The sequence below is a fragment of the Aquipseudomonas guryensis genome (genome assembly GCF_014164785.1).
GTDB lineage: Bacteria > Pseudomonadota > Gammaproteobacteria > Pseudomonadales > Pseudomonadaceae > Aquipseudomonas > Aquipseudomonas guryensis.
Genome location: NZ_JACJFN010000005.1, coordinates 215,634 through 228,158, shown reverse-complemented (window position 1 = coordinate 228,158; position 12,525 = coordinate 215,634). Strand labels below are relative to the sequence as shown.

The window sequence follows — 12,525 nt, the reverse complement described above, 5'->3', positions numbered from 1 at the left end:
TTCGGGTTGTCCAGACCCTCTTCAGTGCAAGGCCGGCGCGCGCTCTAGCTCGTGCAGTCGCTGGCTCAGGCGCAGGCTTTCCTGGGCGTCGTCGCACAGCAGCAGCGCGCGCTCCAGATCGAAACGCTCGGCCTGCGGGCAGTCCAGTTCGCGGTAGATCATCGCCCGTACCAGGTGGTCGGCGACATTCGGTGGCGCCAGTTGCAGCACACGTTCGGCATCCTTGAGCGCGGCCAGGGGCTCGCCGGCGGCGCCATGCAGATGACACAGGTTGCGCGACAGGCGCAGCAGCAGGCCGCGGGCATCGCAGGTCAGCAGATGGCCGGCGTTGAGTTCAGCGGCCGGGCCGGCCACACGCTGCAGCAGTTCACGGCAGTCCCGCGGGTACAGACGGCGTCCGCTGCAGGGGTCGAGCAGGTGGTCGGCGCCGGGCACGCGCAGCAGCAGATGCCCGGGGAAATTCACCGCCTGCAGTGGAATCTCCAGTTGCCGGGCCAGCTCCAGGGCGATCAGCGCCAGCGACAGCGGCTGCCCACGGCGGCGCTGCAGCACCCGATGCAGCAGGGCGGCATGGGGGCGAGTGGGCAGGTCATCGTCTTCGTGGAAATCCAGCTCGTTAAGGCGGCGCAGCAGCGGCTGGGCCAGCTCGCCTGCGGGCAGGTTGGGTAGCCCGGCTTGCACCTGTTGGCGCAGGTTGGCGAAGTCACGCAGGATCGCGGCAGGCTGCAGCTGGGCATCGTGTTCGGCGGCGATGCACAGGGCGGCTTCGAACAAGGCGGGCGGCTGTGCATCGAGGCAGTCGAGCCAGGCCGGACGTGAACTCATTGCGGTCTCCTGTGACGGGGAGCTGTCTGCCTAGCTTGTAGCGCGTGGCGTCAGGCTCGTCCAGTCATCAGGACCTAAGCAGGTCTTCAGAACCTGGTTACGATCTTTTGAGCTAGAGCCAGGCAAGGCGCAACGACCAACGGGAGTAACAGCCGCAGGCTGGCCCGAAGGGTAAGCGCCAGCGAATCAATTGGGCGAGGACGCGGAGTTTACGAGGTGTAAATGAGCGGTTCGAGCCCGATTTCAACGCAGTATGGCCGACGATCAAGAGATCCTAAACAGGTTCTCAGGCGTAGACGCGCTGGCCGCGATACATGCGCACCGAACCACGCGGGGCTTCTTCGTGCGCCACCGGGGCTGCGGCAGCGACAGGCGCGATATTGTCGATGGAGCGTACGTGGCCGCGGTATTGCTGGGCCGGAGCGCTGGGCTCGCTGGCTTTGGCCGGGCTCTGGAAGTCGCTCATTTCTGCCAAGCGGATACCCAGGTTACGGGTTTCCTGATCGGAGGAACGCAGGCAGGCCATGAGCATGGCTTCCACCGCGTCTGGCTGGCTCAGGCGGATATCCACACAGAGTTCGTCGCGCAGGCGTCGACGCAGTGCCTGCATGCAGTCCAGTACGGCCTTGTTGAGTTCCATGGCACTTCCCCCAAACAGTTGAACCATTGCCAGCCGAATGGCCCGGCGGCGCTTTTGCGATACCCCGCCAGAGCTTTAGCAAGGGCCGTACCAGCTGCGCAACGCCACGAACTGTGCGGCTTGTCACGTTGTCTGGTGCTTGCAACTGCCCACGGCTGGTGCAGGTTGCACTCGTCTGGCGCGACGCTGAAGGCGGGGCGCGTAACCGGTATACTGCCGACTCTGTTTTTTGCCGCCGTGCTTTCCCCTGAAGGTTTACCCATGCGCAACGATGCTCGCGACGAACTCGACCATATCCCCAGCCTGACCACCGGAGGGCGTCACCAGGACGATTTCGCACCGGTGCATGCGGCGCCCGCCGATCATGCCCAGGCACATCACGGGCGCGCCCAGGCTGCGCCGGCCAAGTCTTCCGGCAGCACTGGCGCGTTGTGGGCGCTGGTCGGTGCCCTGGCTATCGCCTTGGGCGCGCTCAGTTGGTGGAGCCTGCAGCAGATCTCGCTGATGGAGCAGCAACTGGTGGCGACCCAGGAGAGCTTCGTCAAGATCAGCGAAGATGCTGCCGGGCGTATCCAGGACATCTCCGGCAAGGTAGTGGCCACCGAGTCCAGCGTCACCACCGATACCGAGCAGCTCAAGCTGCGGGTCAAGCAGCTGGAGAACAAGCTGGCCGAGCTGGGCAAGTCGCAGCAGAACGTCGCTGTTCAGCAGACGGGGCAGGGCAAGCGCATCGAGCAACTGGCCACTGAGCTGAAGAGCCAGAAGACGGTGACTGGCCAGTTCGATAGCCAGCTGGAAAAGCTGGCCAGCGAACAGAAGACCGGCCTGGCTGGGGTCGGCAAGCTGGAAGGTCAGCTGAAAAGCCTGAGTGGCGATATCGAGACGCTGAAAAAGCAGGGTAATCCGAGCCAGGCTATCGGCCGTCTGGAGCAGGACCTGCTGGTGCTGCGCAGCGAGCTGGACAACCGCCCGGCGCCGACGCAGAACACCGCCGAGTTCGACGCCTTCCGCGCGCAAATGACCCGCAACATCAGCACCCTGCAGTCTCAGGTGCAGAACCTGCAGCAGCAGATCAACGCCCGCTGAGTGTTCGCTGCATGAAAAAGCCCCGCTATTGCGGGGCTTTTTCGTTTCAGCGGTGCGTTACAGGCTTGGGTAGTCGATATAGCCCGCCGGGCCCTGGGCGTAGAACAGCTCCGGACGCGCCTCGTTCAGCGGCGCGTCGCTGGCCAGGCGTTCGACCAGGTCCGGGTTGGCGATATAGGGCACGCCAAACGCCACCGCATCGGCCTTGCCCTCGGCCAGCCAGGTGTTGGCCTGGGCCTTGGTGAAGCGCTCGTTGGCGATGAACACGCCGCCGAAAGCCTCCTTGAGCTGCGGGGTCAGGCTGTCATCGTCGATCCGCTCGCGGGCGCAGATAAAGGCGATCTGGCGCTTGCCCAGTTCGCGCGCCACATAGCCGAAGGTCTCGGCACGGTTGGAATCGCCCATGTCGTGCAGGTCTGCACGCGGCGACAGGTGCACGCCGACGCGGCCGGGCTCCCAGACGCTGAGCACCGCATCGGTGACTTCCAGCAGCAGGCGGGCGCGGTTCTCCAGGCTGCCACCGTACTGGTCGCTGCGCTGGTTGGTGCTGTCCTGGAGGAACTGGTCGAGCAGGTAACCGTTGGCCGCGTGGATTTCCACGCCGTCGAAACCGGCGGCCTTGGCGTTCTCCGCGCCGCTGCGGTAGGCCTCGACGATCTCGGCGATTTCCTCGGTTTCCAGGGCGCGCGGGGTGACGAAGTCCTTGATCGGCCGCACCAGGCTGACATGCCCGGCCGGTTTGATCGCGCTCGGCGCCACCGGCAGTTCGCCGTCCAGGTAAAGCGGATCGGAGATGCGTCCGACGTGCCACAGCTGCAGGACGATGCGCCCGCCGTGGGCATGCACGGCGCTGGTCACGTTGTGCCAGCCACGCACCTGGTCGTCCGACCAGATGCCGGGGGTGTCCGGATAGCCGACGCCCATCGGCATGACCGAGGTGGCCTCGCTGATGATCAGCCCGGCCGAGGCGCGCTGCACGTAGTAATCGGCCATCAGCGCGTTGGGCACGCGGCCGGCATCGGCGCGGCAACGGGTCAGCGGGGCCATGATGATGCGGTTCGGCAGTTCGAGGTCGCCGATCTTGATGGGGTCGAAGAGTGTGGGCATGGGATGGATCTCCGCAGGTGGGTCAGTTGGGGACGGCGATGGCAGCGCCAGAGGCGTTGCCGACAGAGAAGGTCAGCAGGGTGGCGAGCAGGGCCAGGCCAGCCAGCACGGCGGCGGCCAGCGGTACGCTGGTCAGGCCCAGGCCCTGGCTGATGACCAGGCCACCGATCCAGGCGCCGAGGGCATTGCCCAGGTTGAAGGCGCCGATATTCAGGGTCGAGACCAGGTTGGGGGCGGCCTGGCCGAAGGTCATCACGTTGATCTGCAGCGCCGGCACGGCGGCGAAGGCGGCGGTGGCCCAGAGGAACAGGGTGATCTCGGCCGGAACCAGCGCCTGGCTGGTCCAGCTGAACAGGCTGGAGAGCAGCGCCAGGACGATGAACACGCCGCACAGGGTGGTCGCCAGGCGCCAATCGGCCAGCTTGCCGCCGAGCAGGTTGCCGAGGGTCAGGCCGAGGCCGATCAGCAGCAGGCTCCAGGTGATGCCGCTGGGCGACACGCCGGTGACCTCGCCGAGCAACGGCGCGATGTAGGTGAACAGGGCGAACACCGCAGCGGAGAACAGCACGGTGGTCGACAGCGCCAGCCAGAAGCCGAGGCCACGCAGGGCCGCCAGCTCGCTGCGCAGATCGGCCGGCTGCTCGTCGCGCTTGGCCGGCAGCACCCGCCACAGGCCGATCAGGGCCAGCACACCAATGACCGTCACCGCCCAGAAGGTCGAGCGCCAGCCGGCGTATTGGCCGAGTGCGGTGCCCAGCGGTACGCCGAGCACGTTGGCCAGGGTCAGGCCGGTGAACATCAGCGCCACCGCCGAAGCCTTGCGGTTTTCCGGCACCAGGCTGGCGGCGACCACCGAGCCTATACCGAAGAAGGCGCCATGGCAGAGGGCGGTAACCACCCGGGCGATCATCAGCAGTTCATAGTCGCTGGCCGTGGCGCAGAGCAGATTGCCGAGGATGAAGATACCCATCAGCGCCAGCAGGGCGGCCTTGCGCGGCCAGTTGGAAGTGACCATGGCCATGAACGGCGCACCGATGGCCACGCCCAGGGCGTAGCCGGTGACCAGCCAGCCGGCGCCGGGAATGCTCACGCCGAGGTCGGCGGCCACGTCCGGCAGCAGGCCCATGATGACGAATTCCGTGGTGCCGATGGCAAACGCGGACAAAGCGAGGACGAGAAGCGAAAGCGGCATGGGCCGGCTCCTGAAACGGGGTGAACGGATTGGCCTGGCGGGGCAGGCTGGGTGTTTAGAGTTGAGTGCTGAAGTCTTTCAGAAAGGCCTGAATGACCTCCTCGTTGCGCTTGAAGAAACTCCACTGGCCGACCTTGCGACAGGTCACCAGGTTGGCCCGCTGTAGGGTGGCGAGGTGGGCCGACACGCTCGACTGCGACAGGCCGCAGCGTTCGAACTTGCCGGCGCATACGCCGAATTCCAGCGGGTGTTCCTGGTCGGCGAAATGCTTCTGCGGCTCCTTCAGCCACTGCAGGATCTCCCGGCGTACGGGATGGGCCAGGGCCTTGATGATTTCGTCGAGGTCGAGCGGGGTGTTCATGACGCGGGTTACCGGTATATCGAGATGGGACGAACTGTATATCGGGTCTTTCCGATATGGAGATCGTTTGTGCCGATACTGATTATCGACAGTGCTGATGCGTTCGGCGTGGGCAGTGCAGGCAGGCGCATGGCGGCAGCGAATCAACTCGCTGCCGCAGAAGAGGAGAGAGGGGCTGCTAGTCCTCCAGCCTGGAAAAGTCCGCCTTCACCCGCACCGCGCAGTCCGGGCAGGTGAAGGTGTCCGGCAGTTCCTCCCAGGTGGTTCCTGGCGCATAGCCTTCATGGGGTTCGCCATGGCGCTCGTCGTAGCGGTAGCCACATTCCGGGCACAGGTACTGGCTCATGCCGCGTGCTCCTGCAGGCCATAGCGCTGCATCAGCTGCTCACGCAGGCCAGGCTGGAAGTTGATCCGCGTGACATCGCCGTGCACCGCCGCCAGCAGGCGCGGGTTCATCACGCGGAACCACAGCGGCGGGCAGTAGGCCAGCAGGTACATGCCGAAGTAGCCACTGGGCAGGCGCGGCAGATCGGGGAAGTTGCGCAGCGACTGATAGCGCCGGGTCGGGTGGGCATGGTGGTCGGAATGCCGTTGCAGGTGGAACAGCGCCCAGTTGGAGAACAGGTGGTTGCTGTTCCACGAGTGGTGCGGCTGGCAGATCTCGTAGCGGCCGTTGTCCAGCTTGCGGCGCAGCAGGCCGTAGTGTTCCAGGTAGTTGGCCGAGGTCAGCTGGAAGCCGCCCCAGAAGGCAGTGAGCAGCAGGTAGGGCAGCAGCACCAGGCCGAACACGGCGAGCAGGCCTCCATACAGCACCAGGCTGAACAGCGCCGGTTGCAGTACCTCGTTGTCCAGGCTCCACACCGATTTGTTGCAGCGCGCCAGGCGTTCTTTTTCAAGTTGCCAGGCGCGGCGGTAGCCACCGGGCATCTCACGCAGGAGGAAGCGGTAGATGTGTTCGCCCATGCGCGAGGACGCCGGGTCGACCGGGGTGGCCACGTCGCGGTGATGGCCGCGGTTGTGTTCGACGAAGAAGTGCCCGTAGCAGCACAGTGCCAGCGCCAGCTTGCCCAGCCAGCGCTCCAGTTCGCTCTTCTTGTGGCCCATCTCGTGGCCCAGGTTGATGGCGAAGCCGAGGCCGCCGCCGGTGGTGATGATCATCGCCAGCACGCCGTACCAGGGCAGCGCCTGGGTGGCGACGAACATCGCGTTGAGGATAAAGCCCAGCCACAGCAGCGGCACCAGCAGGTAGGTGATCCAGCGGTAGTAGGCGTCGGCTTCCAGGCCCGGCACCGCTTCTTCCGGCGGGTTGCTCTGGTCCTCGCCGATCAGCGCATCGAGCAGCGGGATACCGAAATAGAAGAACGCGGGCGACAGCCACAGCCAGAGTACATTGGCCGAAACCAACAGGTACAACGCCGGGCCGAGCAGGCCAAGGGTAGGGACGAACAGCGAGATCAGCCACAGGTAGCGCTTGCGGTCGCGGTAGGGCTGATCCATGGCCGGGGTGGGAACGAGGGTCGTCATCTTGTTATCTCCAGAGGTTCTTTGACCTGTGGCCAGACTGCGCTTGTCCGGGAAGATGACGTACCGTTGTACCGGGCAATAAATCGTCATATGGTGACAGCCCGACTGGCTGGTGCTGGATCACCCCATGAACTCGACCGTCTCGCCGCTGCAACCCTGCCTGCACCCGATCTATGCGCGGCTGCTGTGCGCCGCATTGCGTCAGCGCGGCTTCGACGAGGCGCAGATACTGCTTGGCACCGGGCTGGATTGGACGCAGCTGCACAGCGACAACCGCGCCCTCAACTTCGCCCAGGTGCAGCGCCTGGTGCGGCGTGCCGTGCAGCTCACCGACTGCCCCTGGCTGGGCCTGCAGGTGGGCTGCGCCACCCAGGTTTCCGCCCACGGTCCGGTCGGCTATGCGGCCCTGGCCTGCGCGGACCTGCGTGGCGTGCTGCAGGTGCTCGAACGCTTCAGCGTGTTGCGCCTGAGCAGCCTGCGCCTGACCGGTTACCTGGAAGGCGAGCGCTATTGCGTGCGCGCCGACGAGGAGTTCGATCTGGGCGATGTGCGCGAGCACATTCTGGCGACCATCGCCGGCACCTTCCTGCGTCTGCTCGAAGCGGTCTGCGGCGCGTTGCCGGTGGGCGAGCTGCGTTTCACCTTCCCTTTTGCCGAACCAGACTGGGGCGCGCGCTACCGCGAGCTGCTCGGTCCGGGCGTGGAGTTTTCTGCCGACTGCTACAGCGTCAGCCTGCCGCTGGCGTGGCTGGATCGGCCGAGCCTGAGTGCCGACCCGCAGGCCGCGCGCATTGCCCTGCGCGATTGCGAACACCAGTTGCTCGGCGTGCGCGAGGGCGGCGACTGGACCACCCGCGTGCAGTTGCGCCTGCTGGCCTGCGAGGGGCGCTACCCGACCCTGGGCCAGTTGGCTGACGAGTATCACCTGTCCGAGCGCACGCTGATTCGCCGCCTGCGCGATGAGGGCAGCAACTACCAGCAGTTGCTCGACGAGGTGCGCCAGGAGCTGGCCTGCTGGCTGCTGCTGAACACCCCGCTGAGCGTCGAGGCGGTGGCCGAGCGCCTGGGCTACCAGGACACCAGCAACTTCAGCCGCACCTTCCGCCGCTGGCTGGGGATGACGCCCAATGCCTGGCGCAACGGCCAGCTCGCCGGGCCCGCCCGATGAACTACCTGGCCCATCTGCATCTGGGCGGCGACCAGCCCGCGCAACTACTGGGCAGCCTGTATGGCGACTTCGTCAAAGGTCGACTGGAGGGGCGCTTTCCGTCCGAGATCGAGGCTGCCATCCGCCTGCACCGGCGCATCGATGTGTTCACCGACAGCCACCCGCTGACCGAGCGGGCCCGCGCGCGCTTCCCGGCCGAGCGGCGGCGTACTTCGGGGATTCTCCTCGACCTGTTCTTCGATCACTGCCTGGCCCGGCACTGGCACGACTACGCCGCCGAACCGTTGCCGCAGTTCACCGCGCGGGTCTATGCCGTATTGGCCGAACAGCCTGAGTTGCCGCCGCGCCTGGCGCATATCGCCCCGCGCATGGCGCAGCAGGACTGGCTGGGCAGCTACCGCGATTTCGCCGTGCTGGAACAGGTGCTGTGGGGCATGAGCCGGCGCCTGTCGCGCCCACAACTGCTGGACGGCGCGATGGCCGAGCTGGAACGGCTTTATGAGCCGTTGCAGGAGGATTTTCGCGCCTTCTATCCCGAACTGCGGTGCTTTGCAGACCGGGCAATAAACCGCGACCCAGGCCTGCCGTTGTAGGAGCCAGCTTGCTGGCGATGCTTTACCGCACGGCTATCAATAGATCGCCAGCAAGCTGGCTCCTACAAATGTGCGGGGGCTTCAGGCGGCTTGCTGGGCTTGCTCGCTGAGCTCGCCGAACAGCGCCACTTGCACCGCGCGCTGCGCCTGGCGGGCCAGGGCATTGCGCTCCAGGCCGTGGCTGGCGATGGGTTCGAGCAGCTGGATCTGCACCGTGCTGCGTTCGCTGGCGAACAGGCGCAGCAGGTGCGAGGGCAAATCGTCGTCGCCGATAAAGGGCGCAATTAGATCGGGCTTGCCCGCGCGCAGGTAACGGATCGCCACCGGTTGCACAGGCATGCCGGCTTCGATGGCGCCGGTCAGCAGGCGGCCGTGGAAGGTGCGCACCTGCTGGCCGTCGGTGGTGGTCCCCTCGGGGAAGATCAGCAGCGCATGGCCGCCCTGCAGGTAGCGCTGCAGCTGGCGGGCGAGCAGGGCGCTGTCACCCGAGCCGCGGCGGATAAACAAGGTGCCGGCCTTGTGCGCCAGCCAACCGGCCAGCGGCCAGGTGCGCACCTCGGCCTTGGACAGGAAGGACAGAGGCAGCAGTTGGCCGAGCAGCGGGATGTCGGTCCACGACACATGGTTGCTGAGCCACAGCATCGGCTCGCCGGGCAGCTTGCCCTGCAACTCGACGTCGAAGGGCAGGGCATGACTCAGGCGGCGCAGGAACCAGCAGGTCAGGCGCTGGCGCAGGCCGAGCAAATCGTGGCGGCGCAGGCGTTCAGCCAGGGCGACCCCGCTGGCCAATAGCAGGCCGAGTAGCAGTACGCCGGCCAAGCGGGCCAGGCGCAGGTAAAGACGCAATTTGTTCATCGCTGAGCCTGGTTAGGGTGCCGCCGTGAGTGACTGCTCGCGGTCGCTATAGGGTAATGGTGGAGGGGTGCCCCTCTCCCACAAGTGGGCGAGGGGAGCGCTATACCGCGGCCTTGAAGTGCCGCGCATAGCGCGGACACAGCTCGTCGCGCTTGAGCAGGATGAACACGTCGGCCACCTGGAAATCCTCGTCCCAGCACGGTTCGCCGCAGATCTTCGCACCCAGGCGCATGTAGGCCTTGAGCAGGGGCGGCATCTCGGCGATGACGTTGCTCGGCACATCCAGGCTCGGCAGCGGCTTCTTCGGTTCGGCGCGCAGGTGTTCGTTGCACAGGTAGCGCTCGCGCAGGCGCTGCATGATCGCCTGGGCCTGGATGCCGCCGTCCTGCATGGGGATGCTGGCGCAGCCCATCAGGTAGCGGTAGCCGCCTTCGTTGAGCACTTCGGCCAGCTCGCTCCACAGCACGGCGATGGTGCCGCCGTTGCGGTAGGCCGGGTCGACGCAGGTGCGGCCCAGTTCCAGCACCGGCCCTTCGAGATGGGCCAGGCCGTGCAGGCAGAACTCCTCCTCGCTGTAGAAGCGGCCCAGGCTGGCCGCGGCGTGGTGGTCGAGCAGGCGGGTGGTTGCGACCAGGCGGCCGCTGTTCAGGTCGCGCACGCCGATGTGCTGGCAGTGCGGGTCATAGTCATCCATGTCCAGGCCGAGCTCGGCGCCATTCAGCTTGGCGTCGAATTCGCTGCTGAAAACGCTGTAGCGCAGAGCCTGGGCCTCGCGCAGGGCATCGGCCCCGAGCAGACGTTCGGCGTGCAGGCGGCGTTCGGCAGTGGTGTCGCGGGTGCGGGCGCTCTCGGTCATCATGTAGCCTCCGTAAGCCGGCCTTCAAAGAGTTGCGGCCAGTCGACTTTGTTGGGCAAGCTCAGGCTAGGAAGCGCCGGTGTCACCTCCGTGAAGCTTTGGTGATGCTTGCGTGACAGCCACGTCCTGCTGCGCGTCGGCCAGGCTGTGTTGCAACGCAGTAACAGCCGCAGGCTGGTAAATTGGGCTCGGAAAGCGGCTTGCCGCTAACGCGCTTTAGCGCGACCCGGAGGGCGAGTGAAGCGAGTACTGCTCATTTACGCTTTGTAAACTCCGCGTCCTCGCCCAATTTCGCCTTGCCTTGCCTTGCCTTGCCTGGCTCTAGCTCGCGAGGCCGTACATCGACTCGGTAGAGGATTATTGCAATGCCCTGGCAACCCTTGCTGCAAACCCGCGATCGCCTGCCAGCGAGCGACCTGGAAAGCTGGTACGCCGCGCTGCTGGAGCGGCTCGGCGAGGCCACTCCGTTCACCTTGGCCTTGCTCGGTGGGCGTTTGGCAGCGACGCCGGGGCTGGCTTTTCTAGCCGGTTACCAGGCAGCGTTGCGTGCCCTGTGGCCGGCGGCGCCCTGGTCGTTGGGCGCGCTGTGCGTGACCGAGAACAAGAGCACTCGCCCGGCGGACATGAGCACGCGCATCAATGATCTGCACCTGTCCGGGCGCAAGGATTTCGTCACCGCCGCCGAGGCCGCCGACTGGTTGCTGGTGGCGGCGCGCGAAGACGAGGAGGGGGCACGGCCGCGCCTGGCCGTCGGGGTGGTGCGCAATGGCGCGCCGGGGGTGTGCATCGAAACGCTACCGGCGCTGCCGCTGATGCCGGATGTCAGCCATGGTCGCCTGCACCTGGAACACGCCCACTGCGAGCGCCTGCCGGGCGATGGCTGGGATGCCTACGTCAAACCCTTCCGCAGCATCGAGGACCTGCACGTACTGACCGCGCTGACCGCCTGGCTGTACGGCGTGGGTCAGGACAGTGCCTGGGCACAGTCGCTGCAACTGCGCCTGCTGGGCCTGCTGGCGGGGTGTGCGGAGGTGACCCGCTTGTGCCCGACTACGCCGAGCAACCACCTGCTGCTGGCCGGGCTTTTCGCCCAGTTTGCTGCGCTGCGTCCGGAGATCGATGCTGCCATGAGCGCCGGACCTGGCGAATGGGCGGCGCTGTGGCAGCGCGATCGAAACCTGTTGGAAATCGCTCGCACGGCGCGGGCGAAGCGCCAGGAGAAAGCCCAGGCTGCACTGCAGGTTTAGGGTGGGGCGCGCTGCACCGACCCACCGTGCGGCGGTGGTGGACTGTAGGAAGCTTGCTGGCGATAGGCAGGCAGCGTCCCGCTGATCGCCAGCAAGCTGGCTCCTACAAAAAAGCTTGTGCGGAATAACAGTATGTAGGGTGTGGGCCGGCTACCGGAGCCCTGCGTGAAGCTCTCGGCTTGATCCAGGTCAGTGAGGCAAGTGTCGGCTTCGACTATGGTCGCCTCGCGATTTTCCTGTGAGGTTTCCATGCGCCGCGAGCCCATCGTGCTGTTTGATAACGGCACTCACCAATGCCTGATGTTCGATGACCTGGTCAGCGGCGAAGGTGTGCAATCCAACCAGTTCCTGATCACCGACAACGAGCAGTACCTGCTGCTCGATCCGGGCGGCGACCTGACCTATACGCCGCTGTCGCTGGAGCTGTCCAAGCACATTCCGGTGCAGTCGCTGACCTATATCTTCGCCTCGCACCAGGACCCGGACATCATCGCCTCGCTGGACAAGTGGCTGCTGCACACCAAAGCGCGGGTGATCTGCTCCAAGCTGTGGGCGCGCTTCCTGCCGCACCTGACGGCCAACTACCTGGCGCTGAGTCACGGCATCAACACCTACGACCGCATCATCGCCCTGCCGGATCGCGGCCAGTCGTTCACGCTCGGCAAGTGCAAGCTGCACGCCGTGCCGGCGCATTTTCTGCACTCGGTGGGTAACTTCCAGCTGTACGACCCGGTCAGCCGCATCCTGTTCTCCGGCGACATGGGCGCCTCGATGGTCGACGATGCCAGCCCGGTGAATGACTTCGTCAACCACATCCCCAACATGGCCGGCTTCCACCGCCGCTACATGGCCAGCAACAAGGCCTGCCGCTTCTGGGCGCAGATGGTGCGCGAGATGAACGTGGCGATGATCGTGCCGCAGCACGGCCGGCCCTTTGTCGGCGAGGCGATGATCAATGCCTTCCTCGACTGGATCGAGCGCCTGGACTGCGGCCTGGATCTGCTGACTCAGGAAGACTACCGCCTGCCGGATTGAGGGGCGGACGCTGCCACAGCAGTGTTGCTTGCCGAT

At 65.9% G+C, this 12,525-nt stretch carries 14 protein-coding genes; 5 read left to right on the top strand and 9 right to left on the bottom strand.

The features are described from left to right. Positions 1 to 21 precede the first annotated feature (21 nt). Together H3H45_RS18755 and H3H45_RS18750 are read right to left on the bottom strand one after the other, a co-directional pair. Positions 22 to 825, bottom strand: a complete 804-nt coding sequence (locus tag H3H45_RS18755) for a SirB1 family protein (RefSeq protein ID WP_182835217.1) — start codon at positions 823 to 825, stop codon at positions 22 to 24. A 286-nt stretch (positions 826 to 1,111) separates the two neighbouring features. Then, positions 1,112 to 1,465, bottom strand: a complete 354-nt coding sequence (locus H3H45_RS18750; RefSeq protein ID WP_182835216.1) for a hypothetical protein — start codon at positions 1,463 to 1,465, stop codon at positions 1,112 to 1,114. A 261-nt stretch (positions 1,466 to 1,726) separates the two neighbouring features. On the opposite strand from H3H45_RS18750, the gene H3H45_RS18745 reads away from it, so the two are divergent. Continuing rightward, on the top strand, positions 1,727 to 2,551 hold the full coding sequence (locus H3H45_RS18745) for an ATPase (RefSeq protein ID WP_182835215.1): 825 nt from the start codon (positions 1,727 to 1,729) through the stop codon (positions 2,549 to 2,551). Between the two features lie 57 nt (positions 2,552 to 2,608). On the opposite strand, the gene H3H45_RS18740 is transcribed toward H3H45_RS18745, so the two are convergent. The 5 genes from H3H45_RS18740 to H3H45_RS18720 all read right to left on the bottom strand — a co-directional run bounded on the left by H3H45_RS18740 (position 2,609) and on the right by H3H45_RS18720 (position 6,735). Further along, a complete protein-coding gene (locus H3H45_RS18740) occupies positions 2,609 to 3,658 on the bottom strand; it encodes an alkene reductase (RefSeq protein ID WP_182835214.1) in 1,050 nt (349 codons plus the stop codon). 22 nt (positions 3,659 to 3,680) lie between these two features. Beyond that, complete coding sequence (locus tag H3H45_RS18735; protein WP_182835213.1) at positions 3,681 to 4,850, bottom strand: MFS transporter; 1,170 nt, start codon at positions 4,848 to 4,850, stop codon at positions 3,681 to 3,683. 55 nt (positions 4,851 to 4,905) lie between these two features. Further along, positions 4,906 to 5,211, bottom strand: a complete 306-nt coding sequence (locus H3H45_RS18730) for an ArsR/SmtB family transcription factor (protein WP_182835212.1) — start codon at positions 5,209 to 5,211, stop codon at positions 4,906 to 4,908. Between the two features lie 178 nt (positions 5,212 to 5,389). Beyond that, positions 5,390 to 5,557: a rubredoxin gene (locus tag H3H45_RS18725; protein WP_182835211.1), complete on the bottom strand. Its 168-nt coding sequence runs from the start codon at positions 5,555 to 5,557 to the stop codon at positions 5,390 to 5,392. Next, entirely contained in the window at positions 5,554 to 6,735 is a 1,182-nt protein-coding gene (locus H3H45_RS18720) for an alkane 1-monooxygenase (protein WP_182835210.1), read from the bottom strand. Before H3H45_RS18720 ends, H3H45_RS18725 begins: the two co-directional genes overlap by 4 nt. A 127-nt stretch (positions 6,736 to 6,862) precedes the next feature. Here H3H45_RS18720 and H3H45_RS18715 point away from each other — a divergent pair, with 127 nt between their 5' ends. Beyond that, positions 6,863 to 7,903 (top strand): AraC family transcriptional regulator, encoded by a 1,041-nt coding sequence (locus H3H45_RS18715; RefSeq protein WP_182835209.1) that lies wholly within the window; start codon positions 6,863 to 6,865, stop codon positions 7,901 to 7,903. Then, positions 7,900 to 8,496: an acyl carrier protein phosphodiesterase gene (locus H3H45_RS18710; RefSeq protein ID WP_182835208.1), complete on the top strand. Its 597-nt coding sequence runs from the start codon at positions 7,900 to 7,902 to the stop codon at positions 8,494 to 8,496. The genes H3H45_RS18715 and H3H45_RS18710 overlap by 4 nt, the downstream gene beginning before the upstream one ends. A gap of 81 nt (positions 8,497 to 8,577) precedes the next feature. On the opposite strand, the gene H3H45_RS18705 is transcribed toward H3H45_RS18710, so the two are convergent. Together H3H45_RS18705 and olsB are read right to left on the bottom strand one after the other, a co-directional pair. Beyond that, complete coding sequence (locus H3H45_RS18705) at positions 8,578 to 9,351, bottom strand: lysophospholipid acyltransferase family protein (protein ID WP_182835207.1); 774 nt, start codon at positions 9,349 to 9,351, stop codon at positions 8,578 to 8,580. A gap of 100 nt (positions 9,352 to 9,451) precedes the next feature. After that, positions 9,452 to 10,207 carry an L-ornithine N(alpha)-acyltransferase gene (gene olsB, locus H3H45_RS18700; protein ID WP_173211689.1) on the bottom strand — a complete coding sequence of 252 codons (756 nt, stop codon included), beginning with the start codon at positions 10,205 to 10,207 and terminating at the stop codon, positions 9,452 to 9,454. 365 nt (positions 10,208 to 10,572) lie between these two features. Here olsB and H3H45_RS18695 point away from each other — a divergent pair, with 365 nt between their 5' ends. After that, positions 10,573 to 11,454 carry an acyl-CoA dehydrogenase middle domain-containing protein gene (locus H3H45_RS18695; protein ID WP_182835206.1) on the top strand — a complete coding sequence of 294 codons (882 nt, stop codon included), beginning with the start codon at positions 10,573 to 10,575 and terminating at the stop codon, positions 11,452 to 11,454. 249 nt (positions 11,455 to 11,703) lie between these two features. Further along, a complete protein-coding gene (locus tag H3H45_RS18690; protein ID WP_182835205.1) occupies positions 11,704 to 12,489 on the top strand; it encodes an oxygen-binding di-iron domain-containing protein in 786 nt (261 codons plus the stop codon). Positions 12,490 to 12,525 lie beyond the last annotated feature (36 nt).

What these genes read in the sequence shown, in the direction of transcription:
- H3H45_RS18755 (WP_182835217.1), bottom strand. Translation starts at nt 825, where the DNA reads ATGAGTTCACGTCCGGCCTGGCTCGACTGCCTCGATGCACAGCCGCCC.
- H3H45_RS18750 (WP_182835216.1), bottom strand. Translation starts at nt 1,465, where the DNA reads ATGGAACTCAACAAGGCCGTACTGGACTGCATGCAGGCACTGCGTCGA.
- H3H45_RS18745 (WP_182835215.1), top strand. Translation starts at nt 1,727, where the DNA reads ATGCGCAACGATGCTCGCGACGAACTCGACCATATCCCCAGCCTGACC.
- H3H45_RS18740 (WP_182835214.1), bottom strand. Translation starts at nt 3,658, where the DNA reads ATGCCCACACTCTTCGACCCCATCAAGATCGGCGACCTCGAACTGCCG.
- H3H45_RS18735 (WP_182835213.1), bottom strand. Translation starts at nt 4,850, where the DNA reads ATGCCGCTTTCGCTTCTCGTCCTCGCTTTGTCCGCGTTTGCCATCGGC.
- H3H45_RS18730 (WP_182835212.1), bottom strand. Translation starts at nt 5,211, where the DNA reads ATGAACACCCCGCTCGACCTCGACGAAATCATCAAGGCCCTGGCCCAT.
- H3H45_RS18725 (WP_182835211.1), bottom strand. Translation starts at nt 5,557, where the DNA reads ATGAGCCAGTACCTGTGCCCGGAATGTGGCTACCGCTACGACGAGCGC.
- H3H45_RS18720 (WP_182835210.1), bottom strand. Translation starts at nt 6,735, where the DNA reads ATGACGACCCTCGTTCCCACCCCGGCCATGGATCAGCCCTACCGCGAC.
- H3H45_RS18715 (WP_182835209.1), top strand. Translation starts at nt 6,863, where the DNA reads ATGAACTCGACCGTCTCGCCGCTGCAACCCTGCCTGCACCCGATCTAT.
- H3H45_RS18710 (WP_182835208.1), top strand. Translation starts at nt 7,900, where the DNA reads ATGAACTACCTGGCCCATCTGCATCTGGGCGGCGACCAGCCCGCGCAA.
- H3H45_RS18705 (WP_182835207.1), bottom strand. Translation starts at nt 9,351, where the DNA reads ATGAACAAATTGCGTCTTTACCTGCGCCTGGCCCGCTTGGCCGGCGTA.
- olsB (WP_173211689.1), bottom strand. Translation starts at nt 10,207, where the DNA reads ATGACCGAGAGCGCCCGCACCCGCGACACCACTGCCGAACGCCGCCTG.
- H3H45_RS18695 (WP_182835206.1), top strand. Translation starts at nt 10,573, where the DNA reads ATGCCCTGGCAACCCTTGCTGCAAACCCGCGATCGCCTGCCAGCGAGC.
- H3H45_RS18690 (WP_182835205.1), top strand. Translation starts at nt 11,704, where the DNA reads ATGCGCCGCGAGCCCATCGTGCTGTTTGATAACGGCACTCACCAATGC.